This is a genomic window from Deinococcus sp. Marseille-Q6407 (assembly GCF_946848805.1).
Lineage (GTDB): Bacteria > Deinococcota > Deinococci > Deinococcales > Deinococcaceae > Deinococcus.
This window is the reverse complement of the sequence record NZ_CAMPFU010000001.1, coordinates 273,260-287,835: the sequence shown is the minus strand read 5'-3', so window position 1 is coordinate 287,835 and position 14,576 is coordinate 273,260. Positions and strand designations below refer to the sequence as shown.

12 protein-coding genes and 2 pseudogenes are annotated in these 14,576 nt (G+C 62.6%); 5 read left to right on the top strand and 9 right to left on the bottom strand.

The features are described 5' to 3' along the window. Positions 1-15 precede the first annotated feature (15 nt). From OCI36_RS01360 to OCI36_RS01345, 4 genes are all read right to left on the bottom strand, one after another. On the bottom strand, positions 16-624 hold the full coding sequence (locus tag OCI36_RS01360) for a CAP domain-containing protein (RefSeq protein ID WP_261663275.1): 609 nt from the start codon (positions 622-624) through the stop codon (positions 16-18). A gap of 514 nt (positions 625-1,138) precedes the next feature. After that, entirely contained in the window at positions 1,139-2,227 is a 1,089-nt protein-coding gene (locus OCI36_RS01355; protein WP_261663274.1) for a transposase, read from the bottom strand. Between the two features lie 84 nt (positions 2,228-2,311). Next, positions 2,312-2,830: a pantetheine-phosphate adenylyltransferase gene (gene coaD / locus OCI36_RS01350; RefSeq protein WP_261663273.1), complete on the bottom strand. Its 519-nt coding sequence runs from the start codon at positions 2,828-2,830 to the stop codon at positions 2,312-2,314. Beyond that, the gene (locus OCI36_RS01345) at positions 2,827-3,441 is read right to left on the bottom strand and encodes an RsmD family RNA methyltransferase (protein ID WP_261663272.1); all 615 of its coding nucleotides are present in this window, start codon (positions 3,439-3,441) and stop codon (positions 2,827-2,829) included. The genes coaD and OCI36_RS01345 overlap by 4 nt, the downstream gene beginning before the upstream one ends. A gap of 222 nt (positions 3,442-3,663) precedes the next feature. Here OCI36_RS01345 and rpsB point away from each other — a divergent pair, with 222 nt between their 5' ends. The 5 genes from rpsB (at position 3,664) to OCI36_RS01320 (ending at position 8,096) form a co-directional block, all read left to right on the top strand. After that, positions 3,664-4,470: a 30S ribosomal protein S2 gene (gene rpsB, locus OCI36_RS01340; protein WP_261663271.1), complete on the top strand. Its 807-nt coding sequence runs from the start codon at positions 3,664-3,666 to the stop codon at positions 4,468-4,470. 188 nt (positions 4,471-4,658) lie between these two features. Continuing rightward, positions 4,659-5,459: a translation elongation factor Ts gene (tsf, locus tag OCI36_RS01335; protein WP_261663270.1), complete on the top strand. Its 801-nt coding sequence runs from the start codon at positions 4,659-4,661 to the stop codon at positions 5,457-5,459. A gap of 205 nt (positions 5,460-5,664) precedes the next feature. Continuing rightward, complete coding sequence (gene pyrH, locus OCI36_RS01330; protein WP_261663269.1) at positions 5,665-6,444, top strand: UMP kinase; 780 nt, start codon at positions 5,665-5,667, stop codon at positions 6,442-6,444. A 90-nt stretch (positions 6,445-6,534) separates the two neighbouring features. After that, positions 6,535-7,086: a ribosome recycling factor gene (gene frr, locus OCI36_RS01325; RefSeq protein ID WP_261663268.1), complete on the top strand. Its 552-nt coding sequence runs from the start codon at positions 6,535-6,537 to the stop codon at positions 7,084-7,086. 176 nt (positions 7,087-7,262) lie between these two features. After that, entirely contained in the window at positions 7,263-8,096 is an 834-nt protein-coding gene (locus OCI36_RS01320) for a phosphatidate cytidylyltransferase (protein WP_261663267.1), read from the top strand. A gap of 32 nt (positions 8,097-8,128) precedes the next feature. Here OCI36_RS01320 and ilvA read toward each other — a convergent pair whose 3' ends face one another. From ilvA to OCI36_RS01295, 5 genes and pseudogenes are all read right to left on the bottom strand, one after another. Next, positions 8,129-9,697 (bottom strand): threonine ammonia-lyase, biosynthetic, encoded by a 1,569-nt coding sequence (ilvA, locus tag OCI36_RS01315; RefSeq protein WP_261663266.1) that lies wholly within the window; start codon positions 9,695-9,697, stop codon positions 8,129-8,131. A 105-nt stretch (positions 9,698-9,802) separates the two neighbouring features. Beyond that, a pseudogene (gene ilvC, locus OCI36_RS01310) lies at positions 9,803-10,813 on the bottom strand (ketol-acid reductoisomerase). A gap of 81 nt (positions 10,814-10,894) precedes the next feature. Beyond that, the gene (ilvN, locus tag OCI36_RS01305) at positions 10,895-11,530 is read right to left on the bottom strand and encodes an acetolactate synthase small subunit (protein ID WP_261663265.1); all 636 of its coding nucleotides are present in this window, start codon (positions 11,528-11,530) and stop codon (positions 10,895-10,897) included. After that, positions 11,527-13,373: pseudogene (ilvB, locus tag OCI36_RS01300) on the bottom strand (biosynthetic-type acetolactate synthase large subunit). Before ilvB ends, ilvN begins: the two are co-directional and overlap by 4 nt. 118 nt (positions 13,374-13,491) lie before the next feature. Further along, the gene (locus OCI36_RS01295; RefSeq protein ID WP_261663408.1) at positions 13,492-14,475 is read right to left on the bottom strand and encodes an IS4 family transposase; all 984 of its coding nucleotides are present in this window, start codon (positions 14,473-14,475) and stop codon (positions 13,492-13,494) included. Positions 14,476-14,576: the final 101 nt, after the last annotated feature.

Here is a 14,576-nt window from a genome sequence, read left to right as displayed (position 1 = left end):
GTGACGAAGGACCACTCAGTAGGTGTATTTGACGTTGGGCGTGCCGCGGCCGAACACCTGCACCCAGGAATACTGATGCCGCCGGGGCTGCACTTGCACGTTGGGCTCAGCGTTATAGACGTAGGCCGTACCGACGAAATCCCAGTCAGGGTTCATCAGGTTGTGGCAGTGAGAAGGGCTCTGCATCCAGGCTTCCATGACTTCGCGGGGAGTGGCGTAGCCGGTCGTCGTCTCGCCGCTGGCCGTCTGTCCAGGGGTGCCGCCCGCCACGTTCTCACCGGAGTTGCCAGCCACGAAATCGTAAGTGGGCGACAGGCCCGCTTCGTTCAGGCTGCGCTGGACCCGCTCACGCCGGGTGCTGCCATAAAAGAACCCACTATTGCCCGCCAGGGCGCGGTCCTCGTCGTGGGCCTGGTAGCCTACCCGGCTCATGTACTGGGCGTGACGGCCAGCGGCGCGGGCCAGAACACCGCTATAGGAGAGAGCTTTGAGCTGACCGGCCACAAAAGTATCTGCGACGCAGCTGCCTGGAATCACGTTCTTGCCGGCCACCGTGCCCCGGGTCCGCACCTCGTTGATCAGGAGCAAAAGCTCAGCTTCCTCGGCGGAGGGAGACACCGTCATGACACTGAGGGGATGAAGCTTGCTGCTCTGCCCGGCTGAAATACCGGCGGCCGGCGTGGCCTGGGCCCCGATGTTGGGCGCACCTCCGGTTCCACAGCCTGTCAGACCCAGCGCCACTGCCATTCCTACCCCTGCCCAGTCGTCTCCAGATCGCTCTCACTTCATCCACCTTGTTGCCTTTCTGGAAAAGGCATGGAATCTAGTTTCTGTATCGGTTAAGACAGCTTGTAATAATTAAAATCTGTATTTGGAATATTCCAAATATACTTCCTCTTGCTCCAATACCTCTGGGACACGCTTATTCAAAAAATATATTCCTCTTCTGCTTGGTCCATAATCCGCTCCCCGCTTCTGTCAGAGAAAACCTTGAAGGATTTAGTTTTGATTAAGGCAGAAGTCCGAAGCCGAAAAGGCAGCACCGTAACCGCAAAATGAGGGGACTTTCCAAAAGTTGCCCTGCCTCAGACTTGGAGACTGGTCTGAAGCAGGGCAGCTTGTGTTCGTACAGTTAGACTCATAACTTGCACCTTGCATAGCTGAGCGAATAGCCGTGCTGGAGAAGAAATTCTCGTTCTTTTTGGAGCTGACTCAGAAGATGGTTGAGCCTGACTACGGGGAACAGGGTGTAGAGGGCCAGGCGTGCCGCCTCTTTCAGGGTCATGTCCTCAGAGCGGTACAGCATGGTTAGGGTGAAGGCCAGGAAGACCATCAAAATCCAGCGGTCCAGACCCCTGGCAGTTCGCAGCGCGAACTGCGCCAACCCAAACTGATGCTTCCCTTCTTTGAAAAACGACTCCAGTGCCCAGCGCCGTTTTCCTTCAGCAAGGATGTCCTTCCCCTCTAACAGCTCAGACGACACCGCGAAGAATTCGCGGTCCCCACGGTCTATTCTCCCCAGGGTCAGCGTTTCCAGAGGCCAGTTGGCGAGGTTGACATACCCTCCGTGCGGACAATCCGCCACTGTCACCTGTCCAGGATGGTCTGTGCGCCGGTTGCTCCGCACACCCACCACGAACTCGAAACCGAGACGCTGCACACCGTCCAGAAAGACAGCGGATTCGAATCCGCTGTCCGCCAGTACGCAGACCTGAAAGCGTTTCCCCACGAAGTCTGGCACCTCTTCCAGCAAGTCGAGGGCCAGCGTGACCGGGGTGCTGGTGTGCTTGCCCTGGTAGATCCGGTAAGAAATGGGGAACTTCAGTTCCCCATACTCGGCGAACAGGACCACCAGATGGATGCCGTGCCTGCCGTTGTAGACGCTGACGTAGGGCAGTTGAGTCCCCACCTTTTCCACCGTGGTCAGGTCCACACTGAGACGCAGACGAGGTCTGCGTTTGTGACGAGCCGCGTCCAGCAACATGCGCCATTGGGTGTCCTGCATCTCTTCCCAGCAGCGGTCTGAATCCCAGTCGTAGATGTTGAAGAAACGGCTGAGTGCACTGGGGCTGACTCCCTCTGCCTGGCTGAACTTGGTCTTCTGACCTGGACTGTGGAAGAGGTGCAGCGAAGCCTCCAGGCTTCGCCGTTGGTACAGCGTCTCTGGAATGTCCAGAATCCGCTGTGAGAGAATATGGTTGCGCTCCCCTGAAGCCTGTTTGTACACACTTCCAGAATTTCAGCTCTGGGAGCGCTTTTTGTCCGCCTATTCAGGTGCAAGTTCTGAGTTAGACCCAAAGGCAGGCAGAGTTCAGCCGTCTTCGGCAGCGTCCGGTACCCGTTGGGCGTAGCGGTCCGCGAACTTGCTGCGCAGCGCCTGGGCACTGGCAGGCGGCACCATCGTCTCTATCGGGCCACCGTAACTGGCCACTTCCTTCACCATGCTGGAACTGACATAGCTCCAGTGGGTGGCCGCCATGATAAAGACCGTTTCCACACCGCCGATTTCGCGGTTGAGATGGGCAATCTGGAGTTCATACTCGTAGTCGCTGACGGCGCGCAGGCCCCGGACAATGATGCCGTGGTCGCTTTCCTTCATATAGTCCACCAGTAGGCCGTCGAAACTGTCGACCGTGACGTTGGGCAGATGCGCGGTGGCTTCCCGGAGAATCGCCAGGCGTTCTTCCAGGGTAAACAGGTGCTTCCCGCTCTTGCGGGCATTGTGCATCACAGTGACGGTCACCTTGCCGAACATCCGGCTGGCCCGCTCCAGCACGTCGAGGTGGCCGTTGGTGATGGGATCGAAGGAACCGGAAAAGACGGCATTCATGCGGGTTCCAGACTAGCAGCCTCGCTGCCGCTCGCCTGCGCCCCGGAACCCGGTGCATGATCCTGCTCGGCCGCGTGGGTATAGATGCTCAGGCTGTTGCTGCCGTAATGCCGGGTTTCACGCTCGAAGCCGGGCACGTCCGGCAAGGTCAGGCGCTTGTCGTGCTGAGCGATCAGCATTCCACCGGGCGCCAGCATGCCGGCTGCCAGAATCTGCTCCGTCAGCAGAGGAATATCCTGCGCATAAGGCGGGTCGCTAAACACAATGTCGGCCGGTTCCAGCCGTCCAGCCAAGGCGCCGGCGTCCCCTTTGAGAATGCGGACATTTTCCCACAGGCCCAGCTCGCGGGCGTTCTGTTCCAGAGCCTTCACGCTGCGCCCCTCTTTCTCGATCAGGGTGACCTGATACCCCCGGCTGGCCGCCTCCAGACCGATAGCCCCGCTGCCGCCATGCAGATCCACGAAGGTGACCGGGCGGCTGCCTTCGGGTGGGCGGCGATTTTGTAGCAGGTCAAAAAGGCTTTTGCGGACGCGGGCCCCGCTGGGGCGGGCCGACTCGGGCACTTTGAGGGCACGGCCTTTGGCACTGCCGCCCAGAATTCGCAGGCTCATGGGGGACAGCGTAGCAAAGGCCGCCTGGCCCTGACGCTGACCCGCAGATGTCTGTTATAATTTCCGTTTGGGAAAGCCGCCCGCGACCTCTTGCCAGCTGGTGCTCAAGCGTCGCCCCGATCTGGAACTGGCCCCTACATCGCCTGCCGGCCACTGCGCCGGGGCGGGGGCTGGCGCGGACACGGTAAATTCTTTGCTCCCGTAACGCTAAAAGGAGACGTCATGTCCTACATCAGCATGAAGCAACTGCTGGAAGCCGGTGTGCACTTCGGTCACGAGACCAAGCGCTGGAACCCCAAGTTCGGCCGGTTCATCTTTGGTGAGCGCAACGGTATTTTCATCATCGACCTGCAAAAGACCCTCAAGCAGGTGGACCGTTCCTTCGACTACATCAAGGAACTGGCCGAAAAGGGCGGCACCATCCTGTTCGTGGGCACCAAGAAGCAGGCCCAGGAAATCGTGGAACTGGAAGCCCGCCGCACCGGCATGCCCTTCGTGACCAGCCGCTGGCTGGGCGGCATGCTCACCAACTACCGCACCATCCGCACCCGCGTGGAGCGCCTAGACGAGCTGGACGAGCTGTTCGAATCGGGCCGCATCAACGACCGTCCCAAGGCCGAACGTGTTCAGCTGGGCACCGAGCGCGACCGTCTGCAGCGCTTCGTGGGCGGTATCCGCAAGATGAACCGTCTGCCCGACGCCATCTTCGTGATTGACCCCACCAAGGAAGTCATTGCGGTCAAGGAAGCCAACAAGTTGGGTATTCCCGTGATCGCCCTGGCCGACACCGACTCTGACCCCGATGTGATCGACTACATCGTTCCCGGCAACGACGACGCCATCCGCTCCATCCAGCTGATCACCCACCGCATCGGTGACCTGCTGGTCGAAGCCCGCGGCGCCGACGAGGACGTGGAGCAGGGCGAAGGCGGCGAACGCGTGGAAGACAGCAACGCCGACATCGAAGCCGCCGAAGCTGGCGAAGGTGTGGAGAACGTTCAGCACACCAGCAGCCAGGGCCGTTCCTAAGGGGAAAGCCCCCGCAGTGAAAGGGGAGCGGCTCCTGTGTGCCTCTCCCCTTTTTTAGGAACTCTATTTTCAGGGACGCTTTTTTGGGAACTCGTTTAGTCAAGGGAGCCCGGCGGCCGGCAAGCCGCTAGACTTGTCTAGGCTTCTGTCCCGTATCACACACACCTGACCCCCAGGAGGTCATCACCATGATGAAATCAATCAAGAAACTGCGCGAAATGACCGGCGCTGGCATGATGGACGTCAAAAAGGCCCTGAGCGACGCCGAGGGCAACGAAGAAAAGGCTGTGGCCCTGCTGCGCGAACGCGGCATTGTCAAGGCAGCCAAGAAGGCTGACCGCGAAGCCAAGGAAGGCATCGTGCGCTTTGTGGTGGAAGGCAACAAGGCTGCCATCGTCGAAGTGAACAGCGAAACCGACTTTGTAGCCCGCAACTCCGATTTCCAGAGCGCCGTGGAGCAGCTGGCCCAGGCGGCCCTGAAGGCCGGCACCAGCGATCTGGACACCTTCCGCGAGTTCCAGATGGACAACGGTGAAAAAGTGGGCGACTTTGTGTCGGCCCTGTCGGGCAAGATCGGTGAAAACATCGTGCTGAACCGCGTGGACTACCTGGAAGGCGACAACCTGGCCGGCTACGTACACTCGAACGGCAAGATCGGCGTGCTGGTGGACGTCCAGGGCGGCACCCAGGACCAGGCCAAGGACGTGGCTCTGCACGTGGCCGCTGAAAAGCCCGAGTACCTGACCCGCGACGAAGTGAACGCCGAGGACATCGAAAAGGAACGCGAAGTGCTGACCAACAAGGCGCTGGCCGAAGGCAAGCCCGAAAACATGGTCGAACGCATCGTGGGCGGCCAGATCGGCAAGTTCTACGAAGAGCGCGTGCTGCCCGAGCAGAAGTTCGTCAAGGACAACTCGCTGACCGTAGCGAAGTACCTCGGTGAAGCCACCGTCAACCGCTTCATCCGCTTCGAAGTCGGCACCAAGTAAAGCCCCCGCTTGCAGGGCGGCCGGCCGTGGCGAGAGCGCCGCCACCGCCCTGGCACGCAGGCGAGAGCCAAAAGAAAAACCCGGAGCCAGCCTGCGCGCTGCCCCGGGCTTTTTTTAGAACGCCCAACAAGAGACTCCTTTTCCCCTTCACTTTTCCGGTTTCCCTCTTTCGCCTTTTTCACTATCTATCTTCTGAGGTAACCCCATGTATAAGCGAGTTCTGCTGAAACTGTCCGGCGAGTTCCTGTCGGACGAAAGCGGCTTTGGCATCAACCCCGACACCACCCGGCAACTGGCGCAACTGATTATCAGCGCGCTGGACGGCACCGACGTGGAACTGGCCGTGGTGATCGGCGGCGGCAACCTGTGGCGCGGCACCCGCAACGGCAAGGGCATGGACCCGGCCACTGCCGACTACATCGGCATGCTGGGCACCGTAATGAACGCCATGGCCCTGCAAGACGCCATGGAAGCGGCCGGCAAACCCACCCGTGTGATGAGTGCCATTCAGATGCAGGCGGTGGCTGAGCCGTATATTCGCCGCCGGGCCATTCGCCATCTGGAAAAAGAACGGGTGGTCATCTTCGGCGGCGGCAACGGCGCGCCCTTTTTCACCACCGACACCACATCCACCCTGCGCGCCCTGGAAATCGGCGCCGACGTGGTGCTGATGGCGAAAAACAAGGTGGACGGCGTGTACGACAAGGACCCACAGAAGTATGCGGACGCGGTGCGCTTCGGTGCGCTGACCCACATGGACGTGGTGGAGCAGCGCCTGGCCGTGATGGACGCCACTGCCCTGACCCTCTGCATGGATAAGGGCCTGCCCATCGTGGTGTTCGACATTTTCCAGGAAGGCAACCTGAGCCGGCTGTTCCGCGGCGAGCGGGTCGGCACCCTGATCAGCACGCCGGATATCGTGGCTGCGGCGCGCGGCGCCCTGGACGCTCTAGAAGCTTCCGCCGAGTCCAAGGCCCAAAGCTAAACGGATGCAGCGCTAAAGGTGGGCCGGGGGAAGCCACAGCCCACCGCGCTAGACTAAAGCCATCAATCCAACCGAGGAGGACGAGAAACCATGAGTGACACCAACGCAATTTACAAGGACGCCCGTGACCGCATGGGCAAGAGCATTGAGGCCCTGGAAAGCAACCTGGGAGTGCTGCGCACCGGCCGCGCCCACCCCGGCCTGCTGAAAAAAGTAATGGTGGAGTATTTCGGCTCGACCATGCCTATCGATCAGGTGGCCACCGTCAACGCCCCCGACGCCCGCACCCTGACCGTGACCCCCTGGGACCGCGGCGCGCTGAACCCCATCGAGAAGGCCATCCGCGACTCTGACCTGGGTCTGAACCCCAACAACAAGGGCGACATGATCTTTATTTCCATTCCTGCGCTGACCGAAGAGCGCCGCAAGGAAATGGTCAAGAACGCCAAGGGCTACGCCGAAGAAGCCCGCATCAGCATTCGCAACGTGCGTAAATCGGCGCTGGACGAGGTCAAGAAGCTGGACGACCTGGGCGAAGATGAAGTTAAGCGCGCCGAAGCCGAAGTGCAGAAGATCACCGACGAGTTCGTGAAGAAGGTGGACGACGTGTTCGACCGCAAGGAATCCGAAATCCTGGGCTGAGGCCCTGCCCCCGCTCCTGAAACGGCAGTGCCGGCCTTCCATCTGGGGCCGGCGCTGCCGTTTCTTTACAGCCGGGGCGGCCGGAAGTGGGCTGGACCCGCTATAGTGACCGGGTTGCCCGCTGCAGGCGGAGCCGGACCCAGACGTCCGGACACGACACCCCCGGAGGCCCCCTGTTGGAAACCCTGAGTAGCCGCGTCAGCACCGCCATTATTGGTTTTCTGGTGGTCAGCGCCGTCGTGTACCTGGGCTGGTGGGCGATGCTGCCAGCGCTGCTGCTGGTGTCGGTGATGGGGCTGTTCGAGTATGTCCGGATGCTGGACTACAACGATATCGACGTGCGGCGCGGCACCCTGGCGGTGTTCGGCAGCGCCATCATCATCGCCAGCCTGCCGATGCTGCCGGGCGTGCCCTGGCCCGGCGGGTCGTGGCGCGAGGTGGTGCTGACGGTGGCGGTGGGCTACCTACTGGTGATCGAGGTGATCAAGCCTGGCGAGCGCCCGCTGGAGCGGATCGTGTACTCGGCTTTTGGGCTGCTGTATGTTCCGTGGCTGCTGGGCTATTTCCTGATGCTGCGCTACACGCCCGACGGCGAACTGGGGCTGCTTTATTTTGCGCTGCCGCTGCTGGCGACCTTCGCGGCCGATATCGGCGGGTTTTTCGGCGGCTACCGCTTCGGCAAGCGCAAGCTAGCACCCGAAATCAGCCCGGCCAAGACGGTGGAAGGCGCCATCAGCGGCCTGCTGCTCAGCTTTGTGGTGATTACGGCGCTGACCGAGTTCATCTACCCCATCTGGACGCCAATGGAGGCGTTCCTGTACGCCGTGCTGGTCGCCAGCGCTTCTCAGCTGGGCGACCTGGCCGAAAGTCTGCTCAAACGGGCGCTAAAGACCAAAGACAGCGGCACTGCGCTGCCGGGGCACGGCGGGTTTCTGGACCGGCTCGACAGCCTGCTGTTCGCCGTGCCGGCCACCTATCTGTACCTGCACATCAGCCTGCTGGGGGGCTAAGGCCCCCTCTTTCTTCAGGCAGGCCAGAGCGGTTACTGCAGAAAAGTCCGGTAAGCCGGGTTGCTGCTCTGCTCGGTAAAGTCGTAACCGACCTCTGCCAGTGACGCCTGAAAGGCCGGCAGCTCGGCGTCTGGCACCCGAAAGCCGGCCAGCACCCGGCCATAGTCGGAGCCGTGGTTGCGGTAGTGAAACAGGCTGATGTTCCAGCGGCCCCCCAGCCGCAGCAGAAAATCCAGCAGGGCGCCGGGGCGCTCGGGGAAGTCGAAGGAATAGAGCCGCTCGTACGCTGCCTCGGGGGCGCGGCCACCCACCATGTGCCGCACATGCACCTTGGCGACCTCGTCGCCGGTAAGGTCCAGCACCGGATAGCCGGCCTGCTCCAGCTGCTGCACGATGGCCGTGCGGTCGGCCGGCCGGGGCAGCTGTACCCCCACAAAAATGCGGGCGTTGCGGCGCGGCGCGTAGCGGTAGTTGAATTCGGTGATGGCAAGCGGACCCAGCTGCTGGCAAAAGCGCACGAAGGCGCCGGGCTGCTCGGGGATGGTGACGGCCAGCACCGCTTCTTTCTGTTCGCCCACTTCGGCGCGCTCGGCCACGTGGCGCAGCCGGTCGAAGTTCATGTTGGCACCGCAGGTAAGGGCCACCAGGGTCTGCCCCTCCTCTTCCAGCTGCCGGGCGTAGCGCTTGAGGCCCGCCACCGCCAGCGCCCCGGCCGGCTCCATGATGGAGCGGGTATCGTCGAACACGTCCTTGATGGCGGCGCAGACCTCGTCGGTGCTGACGGTTATCCACTCATCCACGTACTCCTGACAGAGGGCGAAGGTGTGCTCACCCACCTGCTTGACGGCCACACCGTCCACAAACAGGCCCACCTGATCCAGCCAGACCCGCTCGCCCGCCTGAATGCTGAGGCCCATGGCGGCGCTGTCCTCAGGTTCTACGCCCACGATCCTGACGGCCGGGTTCAGCGTCTTGAGAAAACCCGCCACACCCGCGATCAGTCCGCCGCCACCCACCGGGGCAAAGACCGTGTAGGCACCGCCGCTGCTGCCTTCCGCCTGCACCTGCGAAAGCAGCTCCAGCCCGATGGTGCCCTGTCCAGCAATCACCGCCGGGTCGTCGAAGGGGTGGATAAAGGTCAGGTCACGCTGCGCCTGGACCTCGAAGGCGTGGGCGGCCGCGTCGCTGAACGAGTCACCGTGCAGAATCACCTCGGCGCCGCGGTCACGGCAGGCCCGCACCTTGATTTCGGGGGTGGTCGCCGGCATCACGATCACGGCCTGCACGCCCAGTTGCTGCGCCGAGTAGGCCACTCCCTGCGCGTGGTTGCCCGCCGAAGCGCAGATGACGCCGGCAGCCCGCTCGGCCGCGCTCAGCTGCGCCATCCGGTTATAGGCACCGCGCAGCTTGAACGAAAAGACCGGCTGCTGGTCCTCGCGCTTGAAATAGACCTGCTGGCCCAACCGGCCCGAGAGCCGGGGCGCAGGCTGGAGCGGCGTGCGGACCGCCACGTCGTAGACCCGGCTGTTGAGGACATCGCGGACCAGGTCCATGCCGAAAGGAGTTGAAGAAGAAAGGGGCTGGGGATGTGGTGCAGTCATAAAAAGGTTCCTCGTGTTGGGGCAGAAACGGCAAAGAGAATCAAATGAAAAAGCGGAAGGCGCCGCCAAGTCTGCTGCGCCTTCCGCCTGCCTGGGGGCTGGCCCTCAGACTTCCAGTTCTTCTTGGTTGATAAACGGCATCCGGCTGCGCAGTTCCTTGCCCACCGTTTCGATCTGGTGGTTATGCATTTTGCCGCGCTGCTCATTCATGAACTCGAAGCCGCCCTGGTAGTCGGCGGTGAAGCGGTCGGCGAAAGTACCGCTCTGGGTATCTTCCAGCACCTTCTTCATTTCGGCCTTGGTGTCGCCGTTTACGATGCGCGGGCCGGTCACATAGTCACCGAACTCGGCGGTGTTGGAAATGGAGTGGCGCATGCCCTCGAAGCCCTTTTCGTAGATCAGGTCCACGATCAGCTTGACCTCGTGCAGCGTTTCAAAATAGGCGATTTCCGGCTGTTAGCCGGCTTCCACCAGGGTTTCGAAGCCGTTCTGGATCAGCTGGTTCACGCCGCCGCACAGCACCGCCTGCTCGCCGAACAGGTCGGTTTCGGTTTCTTCCTTGAAGCTGGTTTCCAGCACGCCGGCGCGGGTACAGCCGATGGCGCGGGCATAGGCCAGTGCCGTTTCACGGGCGTGACCCGAAGCGTCCTGCCCCACGGCAAAAATACCAGGCATTCCGGCACCTTCCTTGTATACGCGGCGCAGCATGTGGCCGGGGCCCTTGGGCGCCACCAGAATCACGTCCACACTCTCTGGCGGGGTGATGCGGCCGAAATGCACATTGAAGCCGTGGCCGAACAGCAGGGTCTTGCCTTCTTTCAGCTGCGGGGCGATCTGCTCCTCGTAGACCTTGGCCTGCTCCTCGTCGGGAATCAGCAGGGCGATCAGGTCGGCGGCCTCGGTCGCCTCGGCGATGGGCAGCACCTTCAGGCCAGCCTGCTCGGCCTTGGCGCGGCTGCTGCTGCCTTCGCGCAGACCGATGACCACGTTGACCCCGCTGTCATGCATGTTCTGGGCGTGGGCGTGGGCCTGCGAGCCGTAGCCGATCACGGCCACGGTCTTGTCTTCGAGAGGCTGCAGGGAAACGTCGGCGTCATAGTACATTTTTGCGGTCATGAGGGCTCTCCTTGGGAAGGAATGGAAGAGGCGAGGAAAAGACAAAAGGTCCGGAAAGGGAGAGAAGAAAAAGCGTGGTGGCTACTGCTCACCTCCGTCCCGGCTGCTGGCCTCGCGAGGTTCGGGGGCCGGTGCCAAGGCGTCCGGCGCCGGGGCCGCCAGTGCCTGCGACTCGCCGCCATAGACATGGCTGGCGATATCGGCATTGGAGCCACGAATCAGGGCGACCCGGCCGGTGCGCATGGTTTCCAGAATCCCGAAAGGCCGCATCTGCTCGATAAAAGCTGTGATCTTGCCCTCGTCGCCGGTGACCTCGAAGGTCAGGGCCTGCCGCCCGGCGTCCACGATCCGGGCGCGGAAGTCCTCGGCCATCTGCCGCACTTCCAGCCGGGTGTCGCGGTCCACCCGCACCTTGAGCAGCACCAGCTCGCGGTCCACGTATTTCTCGGCGCTGTGGTCAATGATTTTCAGGACGTCGTGCAGCTTTTCCAGCTGCCGGATGGCCTGCTCCACGATGCCGCGTTCACCGGCCACCACGAAGGTCATCCGCGAGACGCCGGGCGTTTCGGTGCTGCCCACGCTGAGGCTCTTGATGTTGTAGCCGCGCCGGCCAAACAGCGCGGTGATGCGGGTCAGCACGCGAGGTTCGTCGCGCACCAGCGCCGAGACGAGGTGGTCCTGGGCCAGCAAATGTGGCTGCTGCGGGCCTGCGGTCATGCGTCACCTCCGTCGGTCACCGCAAAGATGGGCGCGGCTTCCATGTCGTCGCCGGGCGCTTCCACGCCGTCAGGGGTGTCCTGCACCCGGCCGCTGCCCCTCTCTCCCCCGGCGCGGGCCAGCTTGGCGTGGGCCGGGTCGTCTTCCAGCATCTCGGCCAGCGAGGCGCCAGTCGGCACCATCGGGAACACGTGATGCTGGCTGGGCACCACCACTTCCAGCAGGGCCGAGCCGGGATGGTTCAGCCACTCGTCCAGCGCCGTTTCCAGGCCGGCGCTGTCCTCGGCGCGCCAGCCGGGCACTCCATAAGCGTCCGCCAGTTTCAGGAAGTCGGGGTTGGAAGGCCCGATTTCCACTTCCGAGTAGCGCTCACCGTGAAACATCTCCTGCCACTGCCGGACCATACCCAGGTAAGCGTTGTTGATGATGCAGATTTTGACGTTGCGGATGCCGGCGTGCGTCAAGGTCGCCAGTTCCTGGGCAGTCATCTGAAAGCCGCCGTCGCCGGCAATCACCATGGTCACCACGTCCGGCTCGGCCAGGGCGGCACCGATGGCGGCCGGAAAGCCGAAGCCCATGGTGCCCAGCCCGCCGGAGTTCAGCCAGCGGCGCGGGCGCTCGAAGCGGGCCAGCTGCGCGGCCAGCATCTGATGCGGCCCCACGTCACTGGAGAGGATGTCCTGGGGCCGCAGCCGGGCCACCACCTGCCGCACCGCCTGCGCGGCGCCCCAGTTTTCCGAATGCTGGCCGCGGGTTTTCCATTCTTCCAGCTGCCGGGTCCAGGCCTCGTGCGGGGCCGGCCGGGCGTCTTCCGCCAGGGCGCGGGCAGCCAGGGCAGCATCGGCGCGGACCGGGCAATGGGTTGCCACGATCTTGCCGATTTCAGCGGCGTCCACGTCCACGTGGATGATGTTGGCGTGCGGAGCAAAGTCGTGTACCCGCCCAGTCACGCGGTCATCAAAGCGCAGGCCAATACCCAGCAGCAGGTCCGCCTCGCTGATGGCGCGGTTGGCCGCCACGCTGCCGTGCATGCCCGGCATGCCCAGCCAGAGGGGGTCAGAAGCCGGAAAAGCGCCCAAGCCCATTAGGGTGGTGGCGACCGGAATATTCCAGGCCCGCGCCAGCGCCGTGACCTCTTCCGCAGCGTCCAGGGCGCCGCCGCCCACCATCATCACCGGCTTGCTGGCTGCCTGCAGCAGCTCACGGGCCGCCGCCAGAGAAGCCGCTTCGGGAGTGCGGGGCGGCGCCTTGTGGCGGGGGCGCAGCCCACTGAAGTCCAGCGCCAGCGGGCCAGCTGCACGTCCTTGGGAATGTCCACCAGCACCGGCCCGGGGCGGCCGCTGAGGGCCAGATAGATCGCCTCGGTCAGGATTTCGGTGACATCCTCGGCGCGGCGCACCACATAGTTGTGCTTGGTCACCGGCAGGGTAATGCCGGTGATGTCGGCTTCCTGAAAGGCATCGGTACCCATCAGGTAGCTGGGCACGTTGCCGGTAATTGCCAGCAGCGGCACGCTGTCCAGCATAGCGTCGGCCAGGCCAGTCACCAGATTGGTGGCGCCGGGGCCGGACGTCGCCAGGACCACGCCCAGCTGTCCGGTGGCCTTGGCCCAGCCTTCGGCAGCGTGAATACAGCCCTGCTCGTGACGGCCCAGAATGTGGCGAATCTGCGGGTAAAAGGTCAGGGCGTCGTACACCGGCATGATGGCGCCGCCGGGATAACCAAACACGGTGGAGATACCGTGGGCGTCCAGGGTGGCCCAGACGGCACCGGCGCCGGTCTGCCGGATGTCCGGCTGGGCGGGAGCGGCCTGGTTCTGCGGGGAATCTGGGGGTGGGGTCATTGACAGTTCTCCAGGGAGGCAAAAGCGGAAACCATGTTCCCGGTCAGGTGACAAGAGCGGCAAAGCGGCTGAGGTAATTCAGTACGCCGTTTAGGGCCTAGCGAGGTTGTGCGCGAGCTCAGTAGGTGACAACTTCACTTCCAGCCCCTCCTGGTGGGCAAAAAGGCTGGGTCAACAGGTCTAGGACAGCCATGAACTGTTGTGGTTTCCATCGTAAGGCATCCACGAGATGCTGAGCACCGTACCGCACCAGACTGACCGCTCTACGACCATGCTTGAGAATGGGGATGGACTGGGTCTGGCTGAGCCAGACCCCCAAGCGCAAACAAAACATCCAGGCCAGTGTCACAAGGCCGAAGAGCCGCTGAAGACGGCTCCTTTCCGTCATCCCAGTCCGCTCCAGGTCGAAGCCTCGCTTCTTGAAGCTGCTGAAGGTGCACTCGATTGACCAGCGCTGCTTGTACAGCTTCCAGGTCTTCCGAGCGCTGAAATCTGTGGCAATGATGACGAGGTCACCTGTGGATGACCTCGTCGCGACCACCCGCATGAGTTCGCCAAACACGAACACCTTTTCGTCGATTTCATGGAAATGACCGTGCTGGACGTGCTTAAACCATTCCTTCCCATTCATGTCGTCCAGCATGTCGCTGTGCCGAATGCGGATCGCCCGCTTGATGCCTTGACGACGGAGAAAACGGAACCACTCCGCACCGATGAACTCACGGTCAGCCACCAGGCCTTGCCAGCGTTTCGCTGGCAAGACGCGGAGGAGCTTCAATACCAACCACATACGGGCGTAGGTGTGGCTGTTCCCGGACTCATCAAGAGGAACCCAAATCAGGGGCAGGGTGAAGCCATGAACCACGGCTCCAAGCACCAGAAAATTGATGGGCGTTTCCCCATGCTCCCAATTGGTGCGGTCCAGACTCAGCAACACCTTCCCCGGTGGAAGATGGACGACGAGCAGAGCGATGAAAAAGTCCATGTCCAGCTGCTCATCCCGGAAGGTGCGGTCTGCCCGCCTTTTCTTAGCCTGGGGCATGCTGATACCCGGCATGTGGGCACTCAGGTCGTGATGATTGATGCTCCTCGCGGCAATCATCGCCAGAAGGACGTCAATCAAGCGCTGAAGGGTGTCAATGCGGAGATGACTGGCGTGCGCTTTGAAGTGCTGGGTGAGTGCGGTAGCCTGCTGAGCAGCGG